This window comes from Psychrobacter sp. AntiMn-1, from assembly GCF_001854065.1.
Taxonomy (GTDB): domain Bacteria; phylum Pseudomonadota; class Gammaproteobacteria; order Pseudomonadales; family Moraxellaceae; genus Psychrobacter; species Psychrobacter pacificensis.
In genome coordinates this window covers 419,464-441,995 of record NZ_CP012969.1, presented here as the reverse complement: position 1 = coordinate 441,995, position 22,532 = coordinate 419,464, and the positions used below count along the sequence as shown (strand labels likewise).

The 22,532-nt window shown below is 43.8% G+C and carries 18 protein-coding genes, 1 tRNA gene and 4 pseudogenes; 13 read left to right on the top strand and 10 right to left on the bottom strand.

What is annotated here, in order from left to right:
• Positions 1-11: 11 nt before the first annotated feature.
• Positions 12-4,517, bottom strand: coding sequence for an exodeoxyribonuclease V subunit gamma (locus AOT82_RS01775; RefSeq protein ID WP_071001539.1), 4,506 nt, complete (start codon positions 4,515-4,517; stop codon positions 12-14).
• A gap of 411 nt (positions 4,518-4,928) precedes the next feature.
• On the opposite strand from AOT82_RS01775, the gene AOT82_RS01770 reads away from it, so the two are divergent.
• From AOT82_RS01770 to AOT82_RS14305, 5 genes and pseudogenes are all read left to right on the top strand, one after another.
• On the top strand, positions 4,929-5,429 hold the full coding sequence (locus AOT82_RS01770; RefSeq protein WP_071001538.1) for a hypothetical protein: 501 nt from the start codon (positions 4,929-4,931) through the stop codon (positions 5,427-5,429).
• A gap of 73 nt (positions 5,430-5,502) precedes the next feature.
• Positions 5,503-6,336: a hypothetical protein gene (locus AOT82_RS01765; RefSeq protein WP_071001537.1), complete on the top strand. Its 834-nt coding sequence runs from the start codon at positions 5,503-5,505 to the stop codon at positions 6,334-6,336.
• 70 nt (positions 6,337-6,406) lie between these two features.
• Positions 6,407-6,482 (top strand) — tRNA-Arg (locus AOT82_RS01760).
• A gap of 166 nt (positions 6,483-6,648) precedes the next feature.
• Complete coding sequence (locus AOT82_RS01755; protein WP_071001536.1) at positions 6,649-6,981, top strand: integrase arm-type DNA-binding domain-containing protein; 333 nt, start codon at positions 6,649-6,651, stop codon at positions 6,979-6,981.
• Between the two features lie 212 nt (positions 6,982-7,193).
• Positions 7,194-7,835, top strand: a pseudogene (locus tag AOT82_RS14305) (transposase); the annotation flags it as partial.
• On the opposite strand, the gene AOT82_RS01745 reads toward AOT82_RS14305, so the two are convergent.
• The 6 genes and pseudogenes from AOT82_RS01745 to AOT82_RS01720 form a co-directional block, all read right to left on the bottom strand.
• Complete coding sequence (locus tag AOT82_RS01745) at positions 7,816-8,301, bottom strand: DUF305 domain-containing protein (protein WP_058025818.1); 486 nt, start codon at positions 8,299-8,301, stop codon at positions 7,816-7,818. The pseudogene AOT82_RS14305 and the gene AOT82_RS01745 sit on opposite strands and share 20 nt — an antisense overlap.
• Positions 8,302-8,328: 27 nt before the next feature.
• A pseudogene (locus AOT82_RS14020) lies at positions 8,329-9,048 on the bottom strand (copper resistance protein B).
• Between the two features lie 328 nt (positions 9,049-9,376).
• Positions 9,377-11,077, bottom strand: coding sequence for a copper resistance system multicopper oxidase (locus tag AOT82_RS01735; RefSeq protein WP_071001534.1), 1,701 nt, complete (start codon positions 11,075-11,077; stop codon positions 9,377-9,379).
• A 117-nt stretch (positions 11,078-11,194) separates the two neighbouring features.
• Positions 11,195-11,836, bottom strand: a complete 642-nt coding sequence (locus AOT82_RS01730; RefSeq protein ID WP_071001533.1) for a DUF411 domain-containing protein — start codon at positions 11,834-11,836, stop codon at positions 11,195-11,197.
• Positions 11,837-11,971: 135 nt separating this feature from the next.
• Entirely contained in the window at positions 11,972-12,565 is a 594-nt protein-coding gene (locus tag AOT82_RS01725) for a c-type cytochrome (protein WP_071001532.1), read from the bottom strand.
• A gap of 86 nt (positions 12,566-12,651) precedes the next feature.
• On the bottom strand, positions 12,652-12,930 hold the full coding sequence (locus AOT82_RS01720; protein WP_071001531.1) for a hypothetical protein: 279 nt from the start codon (positions 12,928-12,930) through the stop codon (positions 12,652-12,654).
• A 189-nt stretch (positions 12,931-13,119) separates the two neighbouring features.
• Between AOT82_RS01720 and AOT82_RS01715 the strand changes: the two genes are divergently transcribed.
• Both AOT82_RS01715 and AOT82_RS01710 read left to right on the top strand, forming a co-directional pair.
• Positions 13,120-13,842 (top strand): heavy metal response regulator transcription factor, encoded by a 723-nt coding sequence (locus AOT82_RS01715; protein ID WP_071001530.1) that lies wholly within the window; start codon positions 13,120-13,122, stop codon positions 13,840-13,842.
• Position 13,843: 1 nt separating this feature from the next.
• Complete coding sequence (locus tag AOT82_RS01710) at positions 13,844-15,313, top strand: ATP-binding protein (protein ID WP_071001529.1); 1,470 nt, start codon at positions 13,844-13,846, stop codon at positions 15,311-15,313.
• A 306-nt stretch (positions 15,314-15,619) separates the two neighbouring features.
• On the opposite strand, the pseudogene AOT82_RS13755 reads toward AOT82_RS01710, so the two are convergent.
• Positions 15,620-15,766 (bottom strand): annotated as a pseudogene (locus AOT82_RS13755) (IS3-like element ISPar2 family transposase); the annotation flags it as partial.
• A gap of 246 nt (positions 15,767-16,012) precedes the next feature.
• Here AOT82_RS13755 and pqqA point away from each other — a divergent pair.
• The 6 genes from pqqA to AOT82_RS01685 all read left to right on the top strand — a co-directional run bounded on the left by pqqA (position 16,013) and on the right by AOT82_RS01685 (position 20,366).
• Entirely contained in the window at positions 16,013-16,087 is a 75-nt protein-coding gene (gene pqqA / locus AOT82_RS14300; protein ID WP_143007430.1) for a pyrroloquinoline quinone precursor peptide PqqA, read from the top strand.
• 79 nt (positions 16,088-16,166) lie between these two features.
• Positions 16,167-17,078 (top strand): pyrroloquinoline quinone biosynthesis protein PqqB, encoded by a 912-nt coding sequence (gene pqqB, locus AOT82_RS01705; protein WP_071001528.1) that lies wholly within the window; start codon positions 16,167-16,169, stop codon positions 17,076-17,078.
• Positions 17,079-17,099: 21 nt separating this feature from the next.
• Positions 17,100-17,867 carry a pyrroloquinoline-quinone synthase PqqC gene (pqqC, locus tag AOT82_RS01700; protein WP_290127425.1) on the top strand — a complete coding sequence of 256 codons (768 nt, stop codon included), beginning with the start codon at positions 17,100-17,102 and terminating at the stop codon, positions 17,865-17,867.
• Complete coding sequence (gene pqqD, locus AOT82_RS01695) at positions 17,864-18,160, top strand: pyrroloquinoline quinone biosynthesis peptide chaperone PqqD (protein ID WP_071001527.1); 297 nt, start codon at positions 17,864-17,866, stop codon at positions 18,158-18,160. Before pqqC ends, pqqD begins: the two co-directional genes overlap by 4 nt.
• Complete coding sequence (gene pqqE, locus AOT82_RS01690) at positions 18,157-19,308, top strand: pyrroloquinoline quinone biosynthesis protein PqqE (RefSeq protein ID WP_071001526.1); 1,152 nt, start codon at positions 18,157-18,159, stop codon at positions 19,306-19,308. The genes pqqD and pqqE overlap by 4 nt, the downstream gene beginning before the upstream one ends.
• Before the next feature lie 11 nt (positions 19,309-19,319).
• Positions 19,320-20,366, top strand: a complete 1,047-nt coding sequence (locus AOT82_RS01685) for a dipeptidase (protein ID WP_197496708.1) — start codon at positions 19,320-19,322, stop codon at positions 20,364-20,366.
• A gap of 478 nt (positions 20,367-20,844) precedes the next feature.
• On the opposite strand, the pseudogene AOT82_RS01680 reads toward AOT82_RS01685, so the two are convergent.
• Together AOT82_RS01680 and AOT82_RS01675 are read right to left on the bottom strand one after the other, a co-directional pair.
• Positions 20,845-21,425, bottom strand: a pseudogene (locus AOT82_RS01680) (IS1595 family transposase).
• A gap of 45 nt (positions 21,426-21,470) precedes the next feature.
• Positions 21,471-22,325 carry an SDR family NAD(P)-dependent oxidoreductase gene (locus tag AOT82_RS01675; RefSeq protein WP_156770949.1) on the bottom strand — a complete coding sequence of 285 codons (855 nt, stop codon included), beginning with the start codon at positions 22,323-22,325 and terminating at the stop codon, positions 21,471-21,473.
• Positions 22,326-22,532: the final 207 nt, after the last annotated feature.

The window sequence follows — 22,532 nt, the reverse complement described above, 5'->3', positions numbered from 1 at the left end:
AACTGCTATAGCTAATTGTCTAACCCGTCTAATGCGGTAAACATCGGCCTATACAGTGGTTGCGCCAAGGTGGTCAACGCTGCTGATAAGGCTCTAAAGGCATCTTGGTCACGCAGTACATATTGCCAAATAGCATGCTGAGAGCAAGTATCGTATACCGTGTCTGAGTTATAATTAGGTCTTAGCCAATCTGAGAAGTCTGCCCGTTTTGGCCAATAATTGCTATTTTCATTATCATCTGCTTGCGATTTTGAGCACTTAGCCAGATAATTGAGCGCATACTCAGGCAGTAATGTGATGGGGGTTTGACCCGATAGATTGCCAAAAATCGCCCATTTCATCAGTTCTATCACTGCATCTTCATAGACGATTGGGCTTAGCTTAAATGCGATGACATTTTTGTAGGCATCTACTTTTGAGCTGGATTTATTAAAGCGCCAAATACTCACGCCATCATTTGCTGCCACTTGCTCAGCCGTGGTGCATCTGGCTACTTGCCAGTATAGATGGGACAACCAAAACTTAAGGAGATGTTTTGGACTGGCAGAATTAGGCAGTATATTTAACCATTGCTTAGGTGATTGCTCGGCATAGGTCATGCCTGCCTGAATATGAGCGTTTTTATCATCGTTATCTGATGATACTGATATTGGTGATAGCCTTGGCGTTAACAGCGGCACTAGGCCTTTTATTTTGATAGATTTGGGTAGGATTTTTAGCCATGCGTCTGTGTCTATTTGACTGTTTGCGTCGCTATTTACACGATTAAGTATAGCTGCCAGCTCTATCTGAACGGGGTGCTCTGCGGTGGGTGTCAGTAAATGCAAAGCTGGCATGTCCTCTGTTCTACCTGCATTAGGTACGACACATTCACCAAAACCATTAGTGATCAACTGCTCTTCAAACTCTAGGCACTGCTGCTGTAATTGTTGTTGCTGATTGGGCAACGTGGTTTGGCGTGCTACCCCTGCTGGTATGATTTTTTGATACATCAACGTTGAGCTATCTTGCTGGACCGTATTGTCAGTACGCTTATCGGCGGCCAGCCCTTTAATCAAATGATCTTTAATCTGATAAGTTGTCAGGTGATCCAAAAACAATGGCTCTTGATGCGTCATCGCTTCCTCACCTTGTACCACATGCACTTTTTGAGACCGTAAAAACGCTTTGGCAGGATGGCGCACTTGATACACCAGCATACCCTCAATATCTATCTCGCCAATATTAAATACGGTATCACGCACCATTCGGGTGAGCGCCTGAGTCCTATCGTTCATATCATTAGCAGCAGTAGTATCGAGTCCCAGCATATTGGCTAATGTAGACACGATTTGATGATTTATGTTCCCCAGTCCACCCAAGCGATGACCCAGCATTTGAGCAATGGCTTCGTACTGTGTTTTTGTGGGTAAGTCAATCAGTTGTGGAAGCTCGCTAGCTCTTCTTTTCTGTAGTGTCTCAAAAACAGCCTGCCATAGCGGCGCCGGAGGAAATTGTTTTTTCTGAGCCAGCTTGGTTTTGCGCATGGCTTTATTTAGCAACCTATCTAGCTCATCGGCTACAGCAGTATCAGGGTTACTATCGCTAACATCATCAGACGTATTGCTAGGATCAACATTGATATTGGACGTATCAGCCTTTTGCTCAGAAGCTCCTTCAATATCTGCTTCAAACAAGCTCTTGTGAAAAGGTAGTGCTGGATGCTCAGTGACCAGCCATTGCTTTATGAGCTTTGGTAAATAACGCTTAAGGCTTTCTGCCGTTGAATCAATACTTTCAGGCAAAGTATCAAGCGAGTTGACCTGCCACTGCACCTCACCTTGCAAAAACTGTAATAATTCACTCACAGGATTCGCTGGCAGATGCTCGTGAGTGTCAGTCAAGCTTTGACCATTGTAGAATATCCAGCATGCACTACGCGCACATAGTAGCGCATCCAAAAATGCCCCATTATCATCGTCCTCGCTGACTCTATCACCGCGCCGTGAATTGGTCGCTTTCATCAAATCATATCGGTTGTCTCGGTCGCGTCCAGGAAACTCAGAGAGATCCATATTGAGCATGACCACCAGCTCAAAAGGGACGTTCCGTAGTGCACCAAATCGACCAAAAGTAATCACGCCTGTCGGCTCAGCACTGACTTGCTGGCTTTCAAGCTCAGCTTCGATACTGTCTAGCATAAAGCTCAGCTTGAGCGGTAATTGCTCGACCCCTGCCAGCCTTTGCTCCACCTCTACCCTACTGCTATCACCACTAGAATATTGTCTATAATGACGATTGGCACGTAAGCTTGATTTAAAGCCATTCATCGCATTATAAATAGCGCGCATCGTACGCGTTTGATCGACATCGCCAAAGTATCGATGAATCACTTGGGTCTCAATCTGATCTAGCCAATCTTCCGCTTTCATTTTTTGTGTATGGTCATCACGTCGTGCCACCAGACCAGTATAAATACGGCAAAGCGCTTCTACAATCATGGCGTCATTTAGACTCACTTGCGCGAGTGGTAAGCTCATCTCAGGTACAGCTGTACTTGGCCATTCATCTTCATGCAAAGGGTATAAACAATCACTCAGACCCGCCTCTGGCATAATTAATCCCAAAGTCAGTCTGTCTAACGCTTGTGCGAAGCTAAAGCGATAATCATAGTCGTTGACGTCTAGGGTCTGCTTTAGATGCAGCTCATCAAACCCGCGGATAAATCCAGCTTCCACCAACAAATCACAACCACGGCTCATTTGCTCATGGGTCAACCCAAAACTCTCAAATAAGGGTGGCAGCATCAGCCAGTCCAACACCTCAGCCGCTTCAAAACGAGCGCTATGACTGCCAAGCAGCTTATAAAACCCAATAATCGCTTCCCATAACTGGCGAATATCAGCATCGACAACACCAGTCACCTTCGCAGGCAAGGTCAGGCCATCTTGTCCCCTACCATTGACGAAAATAGAGCTAATTAGCGCATGATGACGCTCAACATCAGGTAGCAACACCACAATGTCTGATATATGGCGTTTTTTCTCACCAGATTTGATGGGCTCATTGAGCCAGCGTCCAATCATAATGCGCAGTACTTCAAGTTGGCGCTGTAAATTATGACAAGAATGAATGCTTAGGCTATTATCTTGAGAAGAGATAGCCCAAAAACGGTCTTTTTCAAAGCGCTTATTCTCTAGTACCTCATCGTCGTACCATGACGTTTCTTGCTCAAAGTCCAATGCTATCTGATTGCTAACAGCTTCTGAAACTTTTGCGGCTGTTGCTTGTTGGGTTGATTGCTCGTCAAGCATCAACACATCGTTTTGCAAACGGTGCAATAAACTTGGGCCGTTTTCTACTGCTTGCAACCTATCATCATCACTGTTACTGGCACTGCCATCGATGACGCTACCAGTTTCATCATCAAACCTATCACTAAAGTTATCTTGCCACTCCACCAGCGCCTCTTGGTATTGCTCATTACCTGACAAATTGGCCAACATGGCAAAAGTATCACGAGACTGCTTGCCTAAACGCGACAGCAAACTGTGCCCGTAATCACGTAAAAACACGCTTTGGGGATTAATAATCTGCTGACGCTGTAGCCACGCTTTATCAACAATATCTGCCCAAAATAACTTTGAGGGATTGTAGTGTAGTAACGTGATGTCCATATATTTTGACAAGCGCTGCAAAAAATCAAGCTCAGTCTGTGGCAATTGCTGAATGGTAAAAATACGCAATACTTTGGGCAACTGCTCACGTTCATTTGCTTTGTTATCTTTTAAGGCTGACCAAAAAGTATTCTCAATGGCCACGCGGTGCTGATGTACATCCGCAAATAGATGCGACCACAAAAAGCGCTGCGCAATCTCAAGCTCTACATAGTGCGCCACTAACCATTCAGGCGTACCGCGTGCATACTGATCAAACCGTAGGGACAACGCATCTTTATCTGCGATCAGCTTGTCTACATCAAGTGGCTTGTTATCCGACCATAGCGCCAGCCAGTCCTCACGATGAGTCAAGTAACGGTTAAACACCCTTGCCAAGTCACTTGCCAGCTGCCAAATGCGCGCGTCTTGTTGCGCCTTATCTTGCTCGACCCCTTCTTGCGGCTCGTCAATCAAAGATGCCAACAATGGGTTCACAGGATGCGTGTCATCATTGACAATCAACGCTTGATAGTAAGTTAGGTAGCCGAACAGGCGCCACTGCATCACCGTTGGCGACAGCACGGCAACTTCAGGTACATTCAAGGTTGCTGCTTCAGGATTAACCTCTAACAAATAGGCATTATGGCGAGTTAGCACATCCTGCATGAGTGTCCACTGATACTGACCCCAAAATTTGGTACGTACCAATGTACTGATACCAGCACGGCTAGCAATGGTTTTATCCAACCAGTCGCCCAATACCATTGACGGTACAATAACAATAAAAGGTTCAAAAATGTTCTGACTCTTTGACTGATATTGCACCAGTAGCTGGTCAACGAGATTTTCGGTACGATGTGACTGAATGATAGTAAACATAGACAATAATCTGATTAGAATAAGCGTAAGCGTAAGCGCTGAGGGCTACTGTTGGTTACAGCTAACCTGTCAATCACTACGCTTGTAATAAAAGTGCCACAGAAAGTAGCAATGAAGCCTGAATTGATACTCATCAATACATCTTTGGCAGTCGTCACTGTAATGCATTTCTGCTAGCATTATATGATGTACAATACGCTTTTATAAGCCACGTATATGCTCTGTCAGTGTGCCACTGATATTCGATGTTTACCAGTATAGATATCAGCATTATACTATCTTGCGACATCTAATGTCGTTTTGTGGCACTGCTTATAATTATGATAATAAAATATACATTGCCGCTCTTTTAAGTTATTTTCTATACCTTATCTAGACCTAATATCCATTATCACGAGATGATTTAACATTATGCCTTTGCGTCCTATTGATGCCGTCTTTGTTCATCCGAAACAACGTTTATACGTTGTTTACTATCGTGGTGAGCTATGGCAATTACCGCGTATGAAAATCGATGATAAATCATGGCAAAACAGACGTCCTTATACTGACGATAGTAGCTCCCTTTATCTGAGCATTCACCAAGCCATCAGCGATCCTGTATTGGCACAAAAATTACGTACATTAGATTTGCCTATTGCAGTGCGTGGTAGCACCTTATCGCGTTTTGAAGCGTGGTGGGAGGCGCATGGGTTTAAATGGCTAAAAGACAAGCTTATGATCGGTCAGTCGCCATTGGCTGCACATCAAGCGACAGCTTATACAAAAGCGATTGATAGCCAGCCTGCATCGCCCGGTCATAACCGTACTGAGAATAAAACCCCAGCGTCTATGTCTTCTTTTGTGAATACAGATGTGTTTGCAGAGATGCTGACTGAGTTAACCAATGAAGTACTCGATCAAAAGCTTTGACGCAAGCCATATATCACCTATAGTGTCTTATGTAAATTTTGAACTGAATCCATTAATAAAAGAGCGGTAATATATGAAAGACTACAAGCTGCTACTGGCTGGGCTAATTTTATTGCTGCTAGCAATTTTTATCGCTCTGATTGCATGGTTGTGGACCCACAATCGTAAAAGTATAGATCCGCTACCTATCATGGCAAGTGAGAATGAATCTGCCGCTGCCAAAGGCGATGAGACTGCCAAAACTGTGCCTGATAGCATCCTGTATGTCCGTGCAGCAAAAAGCCTGCAAGTGCCATTGGACGATATCATTGTCAGTTTTGAATCTCGTTATCCTCATATTCAAGTGTTAGCAAGCTATGTGGCACCAAACACACTTTTAACCTTATTAGATAATGATATCAATGCTAACAATGACAGCGACGCCGCTTTTAATACAGACATCATTATCGCAAATGATAGGCTATCGGCAGAACGTCTCGCGCAACTACAAGCAAAGCTGACAGCGTCTCAACACCAAGATAACCAGAGTAAGGCAAACGCCAATACAGTTATTACAGAGGATGAAACCGATAGCGAAAATACTGATAGTGAAAATGCTAATAGTGAACAGGCAGCTACCGAGAACGATAATAAAGAGGCACGTACACTAACCTCCTTTAATTATGCCTTGAAAGATAAGCAAGAACTCGAAGGCGTTATTTTGACAGACCGTACGGTTGCCGTTAGTTTTCGCAACTTCTTACTCTCAAGTACGGGCCAAGGTATTTTAGAGAAATACGATTATTATAATATTAATGGTTATGAGAATAGCGTAAACGACTTGTTTCAACCAACATCACGGGCAAAAAAAGCATCAGGCGATAATCCAGTAGATGTCGCTGATGCTCTTAGCAATGGAGATAAATGACAAATTGCCTCTATTTGTCTTTTGTTGATTGCTTTTATGACTGCTTTTTCCTACAATGTCACCCCATAATGCGCCTATAGCTCAACAGGATAGAGCAGTTGCCTCCTAAGCGATCGATCGGGGTTCGAGTCCCTGTGGGCGCACCACATGAATATACTAAAATACCCCTTAACGCCCCTCCAACAAGGCTTTTAGGGGTTTTTTATTGTCCAAACCTTGCTTTATATACCCATAATTACCCCCTGCTTACTGTAAAAATGGTAAAAAACTGTCAAGCCCCTTACCAATACTCAAGTCGATAAGGCTAAGCCTTTGGATAAACCCTATACCTTAAACGATGGCGGTGGTCTTTATTTACATATCAGTAAGGCCGGCACAAAAGCATGGCGCATTGACTATACGACACCTATCACAAGAAAGCGTGTCACAGTAACACTAGGTCAATACCCAGAGATCACTTTAGCAACTGCAAGACAGATGCGGACTGATATTAAGTATCATCTTGCTAACGGTGATGATCCACGCGATATCAAAAGAGATGAAGAGCGCAAGCAATTGCTTGAGTCTAAAAATACATTCGCTATGGTTGCTGAAGAGTACATGAGCCGCAAGACTCATATCGCCCCCCTCTACTATCAAAAATAACTATAGGCAGATGAAACGGCTAAATGCATACCTTGGCACCATGCCTATAACTGATATCAAGCCAATGGATGTATTAGAAGTTTGCAGATCAGCTGAGGCGTAAGGATATATTGAGACAGCGGTAAAGATGCGCTTAAAAGTTTATTATGAGCTATGCTGAAGAAACCGTAGAGATAAACCTGGTAAACTAAGCGTATTAACCGGAGTTTATCATGACCAAGAAAGTAAGAACCTACAGTGACGAATTTAAAGCCGAAGCTGTTAAAAAGATAGCAGACAACAACGGCAATATCTCAGCCACTGCAAAGCAGCTCGGCATCGCCATGCAGACCTTAACTAATTGGCATAATAAAGCTAATAAAGGCAAGCTAATCGGTACTAAAGAATATGATCCTGAGCTTATGGCTATACTAGAAGAGAATAAACGTCTTAAACGTGATCTCAAAGTTGCTCAAGAAGAGCGAGACATTCTAAATGAGAAGGGATAAAGCGAAGCACCGCTTCGCCCTGACGCAAGATGAGAGCTATGCTCGAATGAGGCGACGGCGTACTTCGCCAATGAGGAACGTTAAGAAACAGTCTGGGAGACTGTTTTAGTGACGCAAGGCGAAGGGCTATGTCCGCAGTGACAGCTAGTCAAGTACGCCTTTATCAAAGACAACCAACAAGTCTTTAGCATTAGTAGCATGTGCCGCGTACTACAGGTTAAACCCTCAAGCTACTATGACTGGCTGGGTCGTCATATCAGCTGTCAGCAGGTACATCGCAATCAGTGCGAGTTACTGGTTAAAGCCGCTCAATGTGTAAAGGTTCAAACAGCGATATCAATACCCTTTATTCCAGCTCATCAATCAACTGCTTCATTTCATCAATTTCACGCTTTTGTGCTTTTATAATATCGTCAGCAAGCTGCTGCACACGCGGATCTTCAATATCAGCACGACTACTGGTGAGAATAGCAATCGAGTGATGCGGTATCATGGCCTGCATCCAATCGACTTGATTAACCGTTGCTTGCGATCTCACGCCCCAAATGCCGACAGCAAACATCAATACGCTCAGACCGTAAATCATCAAGTTAATCTTGGTCTTCTTATACATATTAGTCATAAATGCCAACATGACGACTGCCATACCGGCACCCATGTAGAGCGCCATATAAGCCCTGGTTTCACTAAAGTAAATGTGATCCCACTGGTAGGTATTGAAGTACATCATGATATACATCACAATCGTAGACGTCACAATCATCAGAGTGAACTTTACATAAGGGTTCATGCCCTGTTGATGATTCATGTTGTTTTGATCTGAAGCATTCATAGTATATCTCCTATTATTTTAATAATATTAAAACCAGAATTTAACCCCCGTTGTCAAACTACTGCTATCAACCGGTTCATTATGTTGACGTCGTTGACCACGAGCCTTGCCAAGCGCTGTCTCATAACTCATACCGATGTAAGGCGCGAGTTGGCGACTGAATGTCTCATAAGTAAGCCTGACCTCAGTTTCCATCTCATTAAAGCCCTTGGTAATGTCATTATCATGGTCATCTTTACTAAAGGCAGTCAACCCCACCTCCGGTATAACTACCCAATGCTGATCCAAACGCTACTCGTATTCTGCGCCCAAATCAAGACGAATCTGACCATCGGTATATAAGTACGCCCTAGCGTCCGTTTCGATAAAATATGGCGCGGTACCGACAATACCTGCCATCACTGCAGATTTGTCGTTTTCAGTATCGTAAGCGACACCGGCCTCACCGTTCCAAAAGATACTCAGTGGTTTCCAATAAGCGAGCGAGCTCAAGCTATCGATTTCTTTATCATCTTTGGTCTGAGCACTACCTTCGGTACGTAGCCTTATACGATTACTATCCGTACCGTACCAACCCGTCGCTTCGAAGTTGATTTGATCGTCATCAAACTGATAGCCCAAGTCGTCTACTGACACTCCCCATAACGGCATGCTGCCCATCATCATTGGCTTACCATACTGCCCGTAGGGAACCCCATTTGAATAGTCTGGACTACGAGCATCGGCTGGTGGTTCACCACCCTGCATGCCAGACATGTTCATACTGCTATGATCCATGCCAGACATATCCATACTGCTGTGATCCATGCCAGACATGTCCATACCGCTGTGATCCATACCAGACATATCCATACCGCTGTGATCCATATCAGACATGTCCATACCGCTGTGATCCATATCAGACATGTCCATACCGCTGTGATCCATATCAGACATGTCCATACCGCTGTGATCCATGCTCGGCATCTCAGCAGCATTTGCTAACGGTGACATTAATAACATCAAAGACGACATGCCAATAAACGGTAGACCTACTTTATATATTCTCATAATAAGGCTCATATTCGAAGGTTTATTAAACAACGGCAACTTCTCTGAACATGCCGGCTTCCATGTGATAAAGCAGATGGCAATGCCAAGCCCATCGTCCAACTTCACCCGTCACATCAAAGCTAATCTTTTGCGCTGGTTGAACCACAATCGTGTGTTTACGTACCTGAAAGTCTCCGGATGGCGTTCGTAAGTCACTCCACATTCCATGCAAATGCATAGGATGATTCATCATCGTATCATTCACTAAAGTAATGCGTACACGCTCATTAGGCTTAATATTTACAGGCGTTGCATCTTTAAACATAACCCCATCTAATGCCCAGATATAACGCTCCATGTTACCCGTTAAATGTAGCTCGATCTCTCGGGTAGGCTTGCGCTGCTCCGCAAATATTGCCTCATCGACAGAGCGCAGCTGACTGTAATTCAAAACCTCTCTGTCAATATTACGCAGGTTGATACCTGGGTCATCAAGGTTCATACGTGGACTGTCGACACGCATATCAGATTTAAAGTCATATTCGGTCTTGGCATGCTTTGCTTTGTAGCCTTTGTCACCCATCGCACCCATCATATCAGCCATGGTCAGCCATTCAACCTTGTCCATCGCAGGTATCGCAGGACGAGCGCCTTTCTTGGTCGCAAGCGTGGTCGCGACATAGCCTGAACGATCGATATTTTGGGCAAATATCGTATGTGCATCTTGAGTAGGCGTGACGATGACATCATAGGTCTCAGCCACGCCAATGCGGAAATCATCAATTGCAACGGGTGCGACATCAATACCATCGGTTGCCACTACAGTCATTTTGAGACCTGGTATGCGCACATCAAAGATGGTTTGTGCTGAGGCATTGATAAAGCGCAGTTTAACAGGCTGTCCTGCTTTCACTAACTGCGTCCAATTGGCGGCTGTCGTCTTACCATTCATCAGGTACGTAAAGGTCTTTTCACCAGATAGATCGGTAAAATCTGTGGGCATCATGCGCATCTGATTCCACATTTTGCGCTTATCATAAGCCGCTTCTAGGTCTGTAGCTGCAATATCAGACAATAGCTTCTTAAAATCTGGTAAATGATAATTGTCAAAATCTGCACGTTGTTTTAATAGCTTGAGTAAATTATGTGGGTCACGGTGTGTCCAATCACTTAATAAGATAACATGGTCTTCTGCGACTGGGTGACGCTCACGGCCTTTTGGCTCAATGACAATAGCACCACGCATACCAGTTTGTTCTTGAAAGCCACTGTGTGAGTGATACCAATAGGTGCCTGATTGTTTAAGTTTGAATTTATAAGTAAAGGTACTGTTCGCGGGAATACCATCGAAGCTGATGCCTGGTACGCCATCCATCTCAAAAGGTACGAGCAGACCATGCCAGTGAATAGAGGTCGACTCATTCATCTGATTATGGACACGGATGGTGACAGTCTCGCCCTCTTGCATCTTTAGCGTTGGCGCTGGTAGCGAGTCATTAATCAGTGTCGCTATACTCGACTTGCCATTGACGGTAATCGGCTTTTTACTGACATAAAGGTCAAACTCATTACCGGTTAAGATGGGTACGATATGGTCGGCTTTGTCACTATTGACGGCGACGTTTTGTTGACCTTTACCGAGCGCACTATTGGCAATAGACGGCAGTGTGGACAACATGGATGCCCCTAACAAGGTAGAAGATCCTGTCAAAAAACGCCTGCGGTTAAGCATAGTTTTATTCATAATTATTCACCTGATTTATATCCATAAAGTGAGAGTTGAGTCTATATTTATCAGCGAAGTCTATGCCTTTGGCCGCTTATTAATAGAGCTTTATAAGCTATTTAAACGATAACCAAGCTAGATTTGCTGCTGCGGTGTGTCAATAGTTGCATAAATAGCTGTTGAGCCATCTTTGTTAAGCTGCATCACTTTATAGGGCATAAATTTATCTTGGTATTCCATACCTGGGCTACCGACTGGCATGCTCGGTACAGCAAGTCCGATCGCATCACTTGGCGGGTTTTTTAGGAACTGCGCCATATACTTAGCAGGCACATGACCTTCGAAAACGTAGCCATCAGTAGTGACGGTGGTATGGCATGAGCGCATTTGCTGGGGTACGCTATAACGGTCTTTAAATAACGATACATCTTCAACATTTTGAGCAGTTGCATTTAAGCCATAGCCTTCAGCATGACTAACCCACTCTTTGCAACAACCACAATTGGCATCTTTATAAACAGTGGCTGAAACATTGTGCAAAACCGCTGATTGAGTGTTTGAATGAACGTTAGCGGGTGCTGTTTTGCTTTCTAGCTTCACCTCTGATGTACTTTGCGTAGCACTGGCTGATTCATTTGCAGGCTTTGATTCAGCTGCAATATTAGGCTGACTGCAAGCAGCTATCGTTAATGATAATGGTAAAACAGCCATTTTTGTAAGTATATGACTTGATATAAGACTATTTGTATTTATATATCTATTGATATAGCCTCTCATAAAATCACTCCTAAGCGCCTATCTAGCGATCAATCTATAAGCATTGAAGCCGTAATATTGACCAAGTTATACCGATAAATTTTAAAACTTAAATCATAAGAACAGCACTATGCAGCACTGTATACTCACGAATACTCAATGCTGCATATCAGACTCATTACCTGACATGCCCATATCACTATCAAACGACATATTTAGCGTTTCATCATCTAGCCGAGTCGTTAACATCGTGTACTGGTTTTTGTTCAAATCCGGTAGCGATCTGATAAAAGCCATCATTGCCCACATCCTATCATCATCATGAGAAGCACCCCATGCGGGCATACCTGATGCCATAATGCCGTGTTTTATTGCCCAAAAACCTTTTTTGGCACCGTCTTCACTTTGGTATCGTTTAACGACATCTGCGTCAGTAAAATTTGGTGGTTGTGGATACAGTCCTTTACTCAGGTCTGTACCCGCGACTCCCGGCGACAAGTGACAACCAGCACACATCTCTTTGTAATCTGCGCCACCTGAACTGATCATTTCTGCCTTTTGTAAGTCTGGCACCAAAATATCTTTACTGGCATGTTCAATTGAACGACTACGTGCTGTCTCTAAAAAGTTATAGACTAAGGGGCTATGGGCTTGATCAGCACCGATATTTATCACGCCGCTAGTTATTACAATAAAAATACCTATCATGATGATACAGACGGTAAAAAGTATTCCTAGTAAAAACTTCATAGGTCTGTCCTAAAAATCCATTTTTATTCATATCCGCTTATTGCTCGACCACCTTGTCCAACAACATCAACACGCTATAAACATCTTTAAGAATCATTTTTGCTAGGGATACAATGTTTTTGGTACATCTGCTTCATTTTGCTCATATTGGTCATCATAGCTTTCATGGCCGGATCGTTCATATCCATTTTGCTATGATCCATTTCCTTCATCATTTGCATGTGCTTTGCTATTTTTTCGCAATTCATTTGGTCTTTTTCGGCATGCATTTTTGGATCGTGTGCCAGTGCAGAGGTTGAAACGACCAAGGCTACAGCAGCTGCTACGATTGATTGAGACAGTGGCATTGATTTAAAAAGTGACATAACTCATCCTTGATTGGCTATGAAGTCAGTAGGACTTCAGAATATTAAGTTGCCTTAGAGCATACTGTAGCGATTCTGACAGAGACATGACGACAACATTACAATTCTGTCATCTTGGAAATTTAGATATCTAAAAAGCATTATGCTTTACTATGTTAAATAAGCTGGACAGGAGTAAGAGAAGCTACTATGAAAATATTGCTAATAGAAGATGAGCTAAAACTTGGTGAGTATATAAAAAAAGGCTTAACCGAAGCTGGGTTTATTGTAGATCATCAGCTCACAGGCTTAGATGGCTATCACGCATTGATGACAGAAGAGTTTAGCGTGATATTGATGGATGTCATGCTACCAGACGTTAGCGGCTTTGAGCTGGTACGTAACTACCGAGCAGCAGGTAAGCATACACCCGTATTGTTCTTAACCGCAAAAGATGACTTGAGCGATAAGGTAAAAGGAATTGAAATTGGCGGCGATGATTATCTGACCAAACCTTTTGCTTTTGCAGAACTAATAGTGAGAATAAAAAGTCTATTAAGACGTGCCAATCAAATCGACTACCAAAGTACAACTATGCAAATAGCAGACCTCAAGATGGATATTGCCAAGCGTACGGTATATAGAGGAAATAAGGCAATTAGACTAACAGCGAAAGAGTTCGCTTTATTACAGTTTCTATTAGAACGCCAAGGTGAAGTCCTACCACGCTCAGTTATTGCTTCTCAAGTATGGGATATGAACTTTGATAATGATACGAACGTCATTGATGTGGCGATAAGACGCCTTCGCATAAAAATAGATGACGACCATGATATAAAACTTATTCATACTGTACGCGGTATGGGCTACCGGCTAGAGGCTATCGATACAGCGCTTGATAGCAATCAATCTGACGACACTGGCACTATTTAATATGAAACATCGATTAGATAATCGACGATTGCCTCTACTGTGGCGCACCGTTTTTCTACTCACTGTATTCGTGATTATCTCTCAAGTGATTATTTATGCGTGGGTGCAACGTTCTGTTAGTGGGCACTTTGAACAAATGGACTCTGAGATTCTCACGCATGCAGCTTTTAACCTGCGCAGAAGCATCAATAATGTTGATGCTCAGACAAAGTCAGCAGCAGCTTCAAAATCTCAGTCATTAACTGGCACCAATCATCTACATTCTTCTCAGCGTGATTATGACTTAAAGACTGTCATCGCAAATAAAAACGGTGCGCTATTATCTAGCGATCCAACCAGCTTTGCCAACGACCTACCTTCAGATTTCAGCTTGCCACAATTGTGGCAAGTCTATCGTGATCAACAATTCACGGTTGAGATAAAAAATAGAAATTACAGAGCCATCATCATCGAACACCAAGAGTTGTTGGCACTTATTGCCCTCCCCATCGATGTCCATCACCACTATCTCATGCACTTTAATCGTCAGCTTAGTATGATTTTATTCGCGATCACCTTACTACTGGTGTCAGTAGCTGCATTCAGTGTGTACTGGGGGTTTGCACCTTTAGCCACTATCGTACAAAAAATGAAAAGAATTAACCCTGAAAGACTGGATGAAAGAATAACCGTCAGTGATATGCCTTTAGAGCTACGATCACTAGCACAATCTTATAATTCGATGATGGTCAAACTTGAGAGTAACTTTGAATCTTTGTCTCGGTTTTCAGATAATATTGCCCATGAACTCCGTACCCCAATAGCGACGCTTAGTACGCAAACGCAAGTCATGTTGAATAAGCCAAGAGATGGCAATGAATACATTGAGCAGCTACATCATCAACATGACACGTTAGAGCAGCTATCGGCTATGATTAATAATATGTTGCTGCTGGCAAAAACTCAAAAAGGCTTAAGTGAGTCGCAAATTGGTAATGTAAATACTGAGCGCTTAATGACTAAGCTCGTTGACTACTATGAAATGCTGGCCGAGGATCGTGAGATCACTTTTGAAAAATCGGGTGAATTTGTGACAGTAGTAGGTGATGAAGGTTTGCTTCAGCGATTATTTGCTAATCTGCTGTCAAATGCCATCTATTACGCTGCTAGTGCCAGTACTATCACAGTATCAGCTACCATCATTACCTCAGGCATCGGCCTTGATGGTTCAAAAGAAGAAGCTCTAGCCGCAAAACAACGATTGTTAAAAATCGTCCTAACTAATCGCTTAGACAAACCACTAGAGCAGAGTGAAGCTGAAAAGCTGTTTGAACGATTCTATCGTCATGATAAGACAAGCAGTCAACATTCAGGGACAGGACTAGGATTGTCTATTGTTCGGGCTATCACTCATGCCCATAAAGGCAAAGTAAATATTGCTATCAAAGATGAGTATTATTTTGAGGTCACTGTAGAGTTATTGATGGCCTAGTATTGACTATCTTCTATGAAGCTTGGATTTTATGAACTTTAAAGATCGATGAATTAATAGAATGTTCAGATAGTAATAACAGTACCCTAGTGAGGACTTGAATATTGAACCGCCCCGGGATTGTCGGAGACTCAACGCTCCAAGAAAATACGACAATGAAAACATGAAACTATACCCCTGAAATGAAAGAGCGCGCCGTCTGTATACTAATTGAAACTAAAGACGACTACCCATCCACTTGGTCAGCCATCAAAGCCATAGCGCCAAAGATAGGTTGCACGCCTGAGACCCTACGATGAGGCAAGTGGGCACAGCAAGCTTTTGCGGTTTGTCTCGCTTAATACGGCGTTTAGGCTTTATTCTAAGGTTTAATTCAAGCTCACGGTAGATGCGATAAACACGTTTATGGTTATAAGGCAGTCCGAGTACATTTCTTAGATATAAGAAGCACAGCTTAACGTCAACAATTTATTCAACCAAAAATATCTTGCTGGCGAAAATTTTTTTGGATTAACGTATGGCGAGCCTTTAAATGTAGTCGGTAGAGTGACGTATCGCTTTTAGTCTAAATATTAGAGTGTGTTGAGTTTGAAAGTTAACATCTAACAAATTGACATTCAGGGTCGGCTTATAATACCATTGATAATTACTTTCATTCATCTCAACGATGGTCCTATAATAACTTTTTGGAGCAATCCCATGCAGTGGACTAAACCCGCTTTTCAAGACATCCGTATCGGTTTCGAAATCACTATGTATTTTGAATCACGCTAAAAACTCATAGACCTGAATACATTAAAAGCCCTAGATGATTAGGGCTTTTACTTTTTTTGACATTTGGAAATATTGCGCTATGTATATTCACGTTTTAGGCTCAGCAGCGGGCGGCGGTTTTCCGCAGTGGAACTGTAACTGCGAAAACTGCCACGGCGTACGTCAAGGCACCATCGAAGCAAAGACCCGTACCCAGTCCTCGATCGCCATATCAGAAAATGGTGTTGACTGGATTTTGTTTAACGCTTCACCAGACATTCGCCAGCAGCTATATGACTTTAAAGCGGCTCAGCCAGCGCGTCAATTACGAGACACAGGCATCACCGATGTGGTATTGATGGACAGTCAGCTTGACCACACCACGGGATTGTTGACCCTACGTGAAGGCTGCCCCATCTCTGTTTGGTGTACGGACATGGTGCATGACGATCTCAGCACAGGATTTCCGCTGTTCAACATGCTAAAGCACTGGAATGGCGGCCTACAGTACAATCAAATCGACCCAAAGCAAAGCTTTCAAATTGACGGCTATAGCAATTTAGAACTGACACCTTTGGTGATTAGAAGCTCAGCGCCGCCGTATTCGCCGCATCGCAATGACCCTCATGATGGCGATAATATCGCGCTGATTGTGAAAGATTTAAAAACACAAAAGCAGCTGTTCTACGCGCCAGGCTTGGGCAAAATTGATGACGACGTGATGCAAATCATGAAAGCGTCTGATTGCGTGATGATTGACGGTACACTATGGACAGACAACGAGATGCAAGAACGCGGCGTTGGCATCAAAACAGGCCAAGACATGGGGCATTTGCACATCAGTGGTGACGATGGCTCACTGCATTATCTCGATCAGCTCGACAATGCTCGCAAAGTGCTCATTCATATTAATAACACCAACCCGATATTAAACGAGCAATCAGAACAAGCCGCGACATTAAAACAGCACGGCGTTGAAGTGGCGTTCGATGGCATGCAGATAGAACTGTAAGACACACGGTAAGGCAATCCTATGACAACAATAACAGAAGACAATATCGCCTTAAGTCCAGAAGCGTTTGAACAAGCGATTATGGCAAAAGGTCAGTATTATCATATCCACCATCCTTTTCATATCATGATGCACGAAGGGCGCGCCACGCAGCAGCAAATCCAAGCGTGGGTCGCCAATCGGTTTTATTACCAAATCAATATCCCGCTAAAAGATGCGGCGATTATGGCGAACTGTCCCGATCAGCGCGTGCGGCAAGAGTGGATTCAGCGCATGATTGACCAAGACGGCGTGTATCCTGATGGTGGAGGACGTGAGGCGTGGCTCGGTCTGGCAGAAGCGGTCGGTCTGACGCGTGAGCAGGTGATTTCGGAAGAATTGGTATTACCCGGTGTGCGTTTTGCTGTTGATGCTTATGTGAACTTTGCACGCCGTACCTCATGGCGTGAGGCCGCTAGTAGCTCATTGACCGAGCTGTTTGCCCCGCAGATTCACCAATCACGCTTAGAGTCTTGGCCCAAGCACTATCCTTGGATCAAAGAAGAAGGCTATACCTATTTTCGCTCGCGCCTCAGCCAAGCGCGCCGTGATGTTGAGCATGGCCTGACCATTACCCTCGACTCATTCAAAACGGCAGAGCAGCAAGAACGCATGCTTGAGATATTACAATTTAAACTCGATATTTTGTGGACGATATTGGATGCCTTGAGCCTCGCTTATGTCCATGACCAAGCGCCTTATCAAAGCGTCACCACAGATAATGTCTGGCATAAAGGATTGTTCAAATGAGTATCCCTACTAGTTTACCTAAGCTGGATCAATCTCTGGTTCCCACATGGCGTCATGGCTATCGCTTTCAGTTTGAGCCAGCGCAAGACGCGTATGTCCTGCTCTACCCCGAGGGGATGATAAAACTCAATGACAGCGCCAGTATCATTGGACAACATATCGATGGCACCGCATCGGTTGCTGATATTATCCAAAAGGTGCAAGCCATGTTTGGCGACGTGCCTGAAATCGAGCAAGACATTATCGAATATATGCTGGTCGCCCAGCGTGAACATTGGATTGATTTAGTATGACTGCACCCGTCGGACTGCCGCTATGGTTACTCGCTGAGTTGACCTATCGCTGCCCCTTACAATGCCCGTATTGCTCAAACCCCATTGATTATGCTCAGTATAAAGACGAGCTGACGACACAGGAGTGGTTTGATGTGTTTGATCAAGCGCGGCAAATGGGCGCGGTGCAGCTGGGGTTTTCTGGCGGTGAACCACTGGTGCGTCAAGACCTAGAAGAGCTGGTCGCTTATGCGCATAAGCAAGGTTTTTATACCAATCTCATTACTTCAGGTATGGGACTGACTGAAGCACGCATTGCCAGTCTAAAAGAAGCAGGCCTACAGCACATTCAGATCAGCTTCCAAGCCAGTGATCCATCGGTGAACAATGCCTTGGCAGGTTCAAAACATGCTTTTGAGCAAAAGTATGAGATGTCACGTCTGGTCAAACAATACGACTATCCGATGGTACTTAACTTTGTGATTCATCGGCAAAATATCGATCAGATTGACCAGATTATTGATCTGTGTTTAGAGCTGGAAGCGGATACGGTTGAATTGGCTATCTGCCAGTTTTATGGTTGGGCGTTTGAAAACATCGAAGGCCTACTACCGACCAAAGAACAAGTCGTGCGCGCCGAGCGTATCACCAACGAGTACCGCAAAAAAATCGCCGAGCTGGGCATTAAGTGCAAATTGATTTTTGTCGTCCCTGATTATTACGAAGAGCGCCCAAAAGCGTGTATGGATGGTTGGGGCAAGATTTTCTTGACCGTCGCGCCCGATGGCACCGCGCTTCCCTGTCATGCGGCAAGACAGCTGCCGATAGCATTTCCGAACGTCAAGCAAACACCGCTAAAAGACATCTGGTATGACTCGGCGAGCTTTAATCAGTATCGCGGTGATGAATGGATGCCTGACATGTGCCAAAGCTGCCCCGATAAAGAACGCGATTATGGCGGCTGCCGTTGCCAAGCGTTTATGCTGACGGGCGATGCCAAAAACGCCGATCCTGTGTGCGGCAAATCACCTTATCATTATTTAATTGAAGAGGCGCGCATCAATAGTGAAACGCCCGTCGCCTTTGAAGACTTACGCTTTAGGAACCCCAAAAACTCTAAGCTACTCAGCAAAGAGGCGCGCATCCCAACGCAGACGGTGACAGAATGAATAAAGCGACCATGACCCAGCCTATAGTCTTTGATGGACACAATGATTTATTAACCCGCCTTTGGCTCAGCTCAGCGGCTGACCCTGTGCATGATTTTATTTATGGCACACTACCGGGACATTTAGATTTAAAGCGTTGCCGACGAGCAAGATGGATGGGCGGCTTGTTTTCTATTTTCTTACCGCCCTACGCTTATGTAAAAAACAACCATCCTGATAAGTTATCCAACCCGTCAAACTCAGACTTCACCGCGCAAGAAATCGTTGATATTTGCTGTGCGCAACTAGAACTTGCCCAGCAATTGCAGGCGCGATCAGACGGTCAGATTCAGATCTGTACGTCTGTTGCACAAATAAAAGCCTGTCAGCAGAACCAGCAACTGGCCATCGTTTTGCATCTTGAAGGCGCTGAGTTTTTAGCTATTGAGCCTGACTTGCTGGATGTGTTTTATGAGGCAGGACTCAGAAGCATTGGCCCACTGTGGAATAGAAAAAGCCTGTTCGGTGATGGCTTAAATGCGTCTTTTCCGCATTCGCCAGACACAGGCTCTGGACTCACCGAGGCAGGTAAAGACCTTATTTTAGCGTGCCGTGATAAGCATATGCTGATTGATGTGTCGCATATGAATGAGCGGGCGTTTTGGGATACGTTAGAGATTGCCGATCAGCCGATTGTCGCAACGCATTCCAATGCGCACGCCTTATGCGCGCAAGCAAGAAACCTGACTGATCGACAACTGGCTGCCATTAAACAAAATGGTGGTCTGGTTGGGGTGAACTTCGACGTGGCGTTTCTACGTGCGGATGGGCAGCGAGATACGCATACCTCACTTGATGTGATCGTCGATCATCTTGCTTATCTGATTGACCATTTGGGCGAAGATCACGTTGGCTTTGGCTCTGATTTCGATGGTTGTCTATTACCTGATGAATTGTCTGATATCAGTCAAATCTCTAAGCTGATTGAGCGGATGCAACAACGTCACTTCTCTGATGCGCTTATTGAAAAGATCACGTCAAAGAATTGGTTTAGGGTGTTGGATGAGATATGGGAGTGATGGTTTATATCTTTGGATACCACGAAATAAAATATCTATATCGATGCGTATTGCTCTAAGAGTTGGATATAGTCGAACCACTATTAAAGTGTTACAGCGTTAGACTCGTTTAGCCTACTACTGTAGTACTTGCACTCGTCTGCCTTGTACCACTTTTAATATTGGTTGACTATAACGGGTATGAATTTTTCCTGACTCCCAAGGTGCTTTTTCATACTATTTACTATTAAAAATATAAAGCCTAACTGATTACCTTAGGCTCTATGATAAAAATCATCGAGCGTTAAGCCTCATTTTCATCGGTCAAGTACCACTCCATAAACTCATAGAAGCTATCCCAATGCGGTAATGTACCGTCCGCTAGTTGCTGTAGCTGTCCCATCTGAAAATCCCATACACTGTCATCTTCTATATTGTACAGATATCCCCCTTCACCTTCGCCTGTACTAAATAAAATGTAAGGGGCTGTCCTAGATAACTAGTTCAAACCCTGTTTAATCCATTGTTTTAATTGTAGTAATTGCGACTTTGGGTCACTGTGATTAAAACGCCACTCACATTCCTTTAAATAGAGGTGAAAATGCTCTTTTGGAACCCCGTTAAACTTGCGTAGATGCCGTTTAGCTTGGTTCCAGAAGTTCTCTATACCATTAATATGATTCTTGTCATTAACAAAGGTTTTGGAGTGGTTGATGAGATAATGAGTAAACTCACTGACATCTAATGCGTTATAGCTTTTAAATGAGTCAGTATAAACAATGCTATCAGGCTTCACTTACGCTTTAATAGGCCAAACACGGGCACTTTGCTACCAGCACCTCGCCCTCGCTTGCCTTTACGAGTGCCACCAAAGTATGATTCATCTACTTCGATTTCGCCTTCAAATAGACCAGGGTCTTGACTATTCTCGTAAATAAGCACTCGTAGCCTATGAAAGTAATAACTGGCTGTGGTTTTATTAACACCAATTAGGCTTGCTGCTGTTCTCGCGGTAGAACCGGCAACAAATAGCTCGATGAGTCTGTTTTGTTTATACCAACTTAGTTTACTCTTTCTCATAGTACTATCCTAAATAATTTTACTTATCTAGGACAGCCCCTATTTTTAATATAACGACTGTAACACCTGCTGTGTTTGGCTTTCTAGCTCTGCAATGGCTTCTTTGTCTAACGCATCGGCATGCGGTTGACCAAATTCGCCCCTAGCATCGCCATGTGTACCATCTTTGATATCGTTGTCAAAGTATTTACCCGTGTCGTCCGCGAACTCGTCCGAGACCGCCAATGCCGTTAAGATATTTGCGCCTTTATCTGCTGATGACCAGTGATGACCGTAGGCTTCATCAACCATCTTGGTGTTCAGCAGTGAGCCTGGGTTAACAGCGATCACATTGATACCATCGCTAGCGACTCTGTCTGCCAAATCCATACTCCACATCGTGAGCGCCAGCTTACTTTGCGCATAGGCAGCTTTGTCATCGAGACGCTCTTGTCCTACAAATGCCTTATATGATATTGGTGCTTGAGCAGCCGAGCTCAGATTCACAATACGCGCTTTACTAGATTGCTTGAGTAAAGGTAATAAAGCATTGGTCAGCTCATAAGGCGCTAGGTAATTGACCACAAAGCGTACGTCCAAACCATCTTTAGTCATCGCTGATGCCGTGGTATAAATCCCTGCGTTGTTTATCAATACATCCAGCTTTGGTAGCTTTTTATTGACGTCTGTGGCCATCTTGAGTACAGCCGTTAAGTCAGAGAAATCAGCGACAAATCCATCAATATGATCTACCGCGTCGCCTGTTGCCACTGCTTGAACTTCTGCAATGACGCTGGCAAGTTTGTCAGCATCGCGGCCATGCAGGTACACTTGATGCCCAGCCTCTGCTAGCTTTAAAGCAGCCAACTTACCAATGCCATCTGTGCTACCGGTAATTAAAATTGTTTTAGTTTTACTCATGATTGCAACCATCCTGATTATTTAACTTATGGTTATATTATTAGGTACACGCTACATTTTATCCGCCGTCATGGTATCCATTGTTATGAAAGTGTTGTACTTCATACAGCCACTATTGATCATTTTTCAGTATTATTTTAAAAGTGGCGAACGCTTTATATAATTGTTTACTCTGCACACGACAAAAAAACAAAAAAGTCTGTTAAA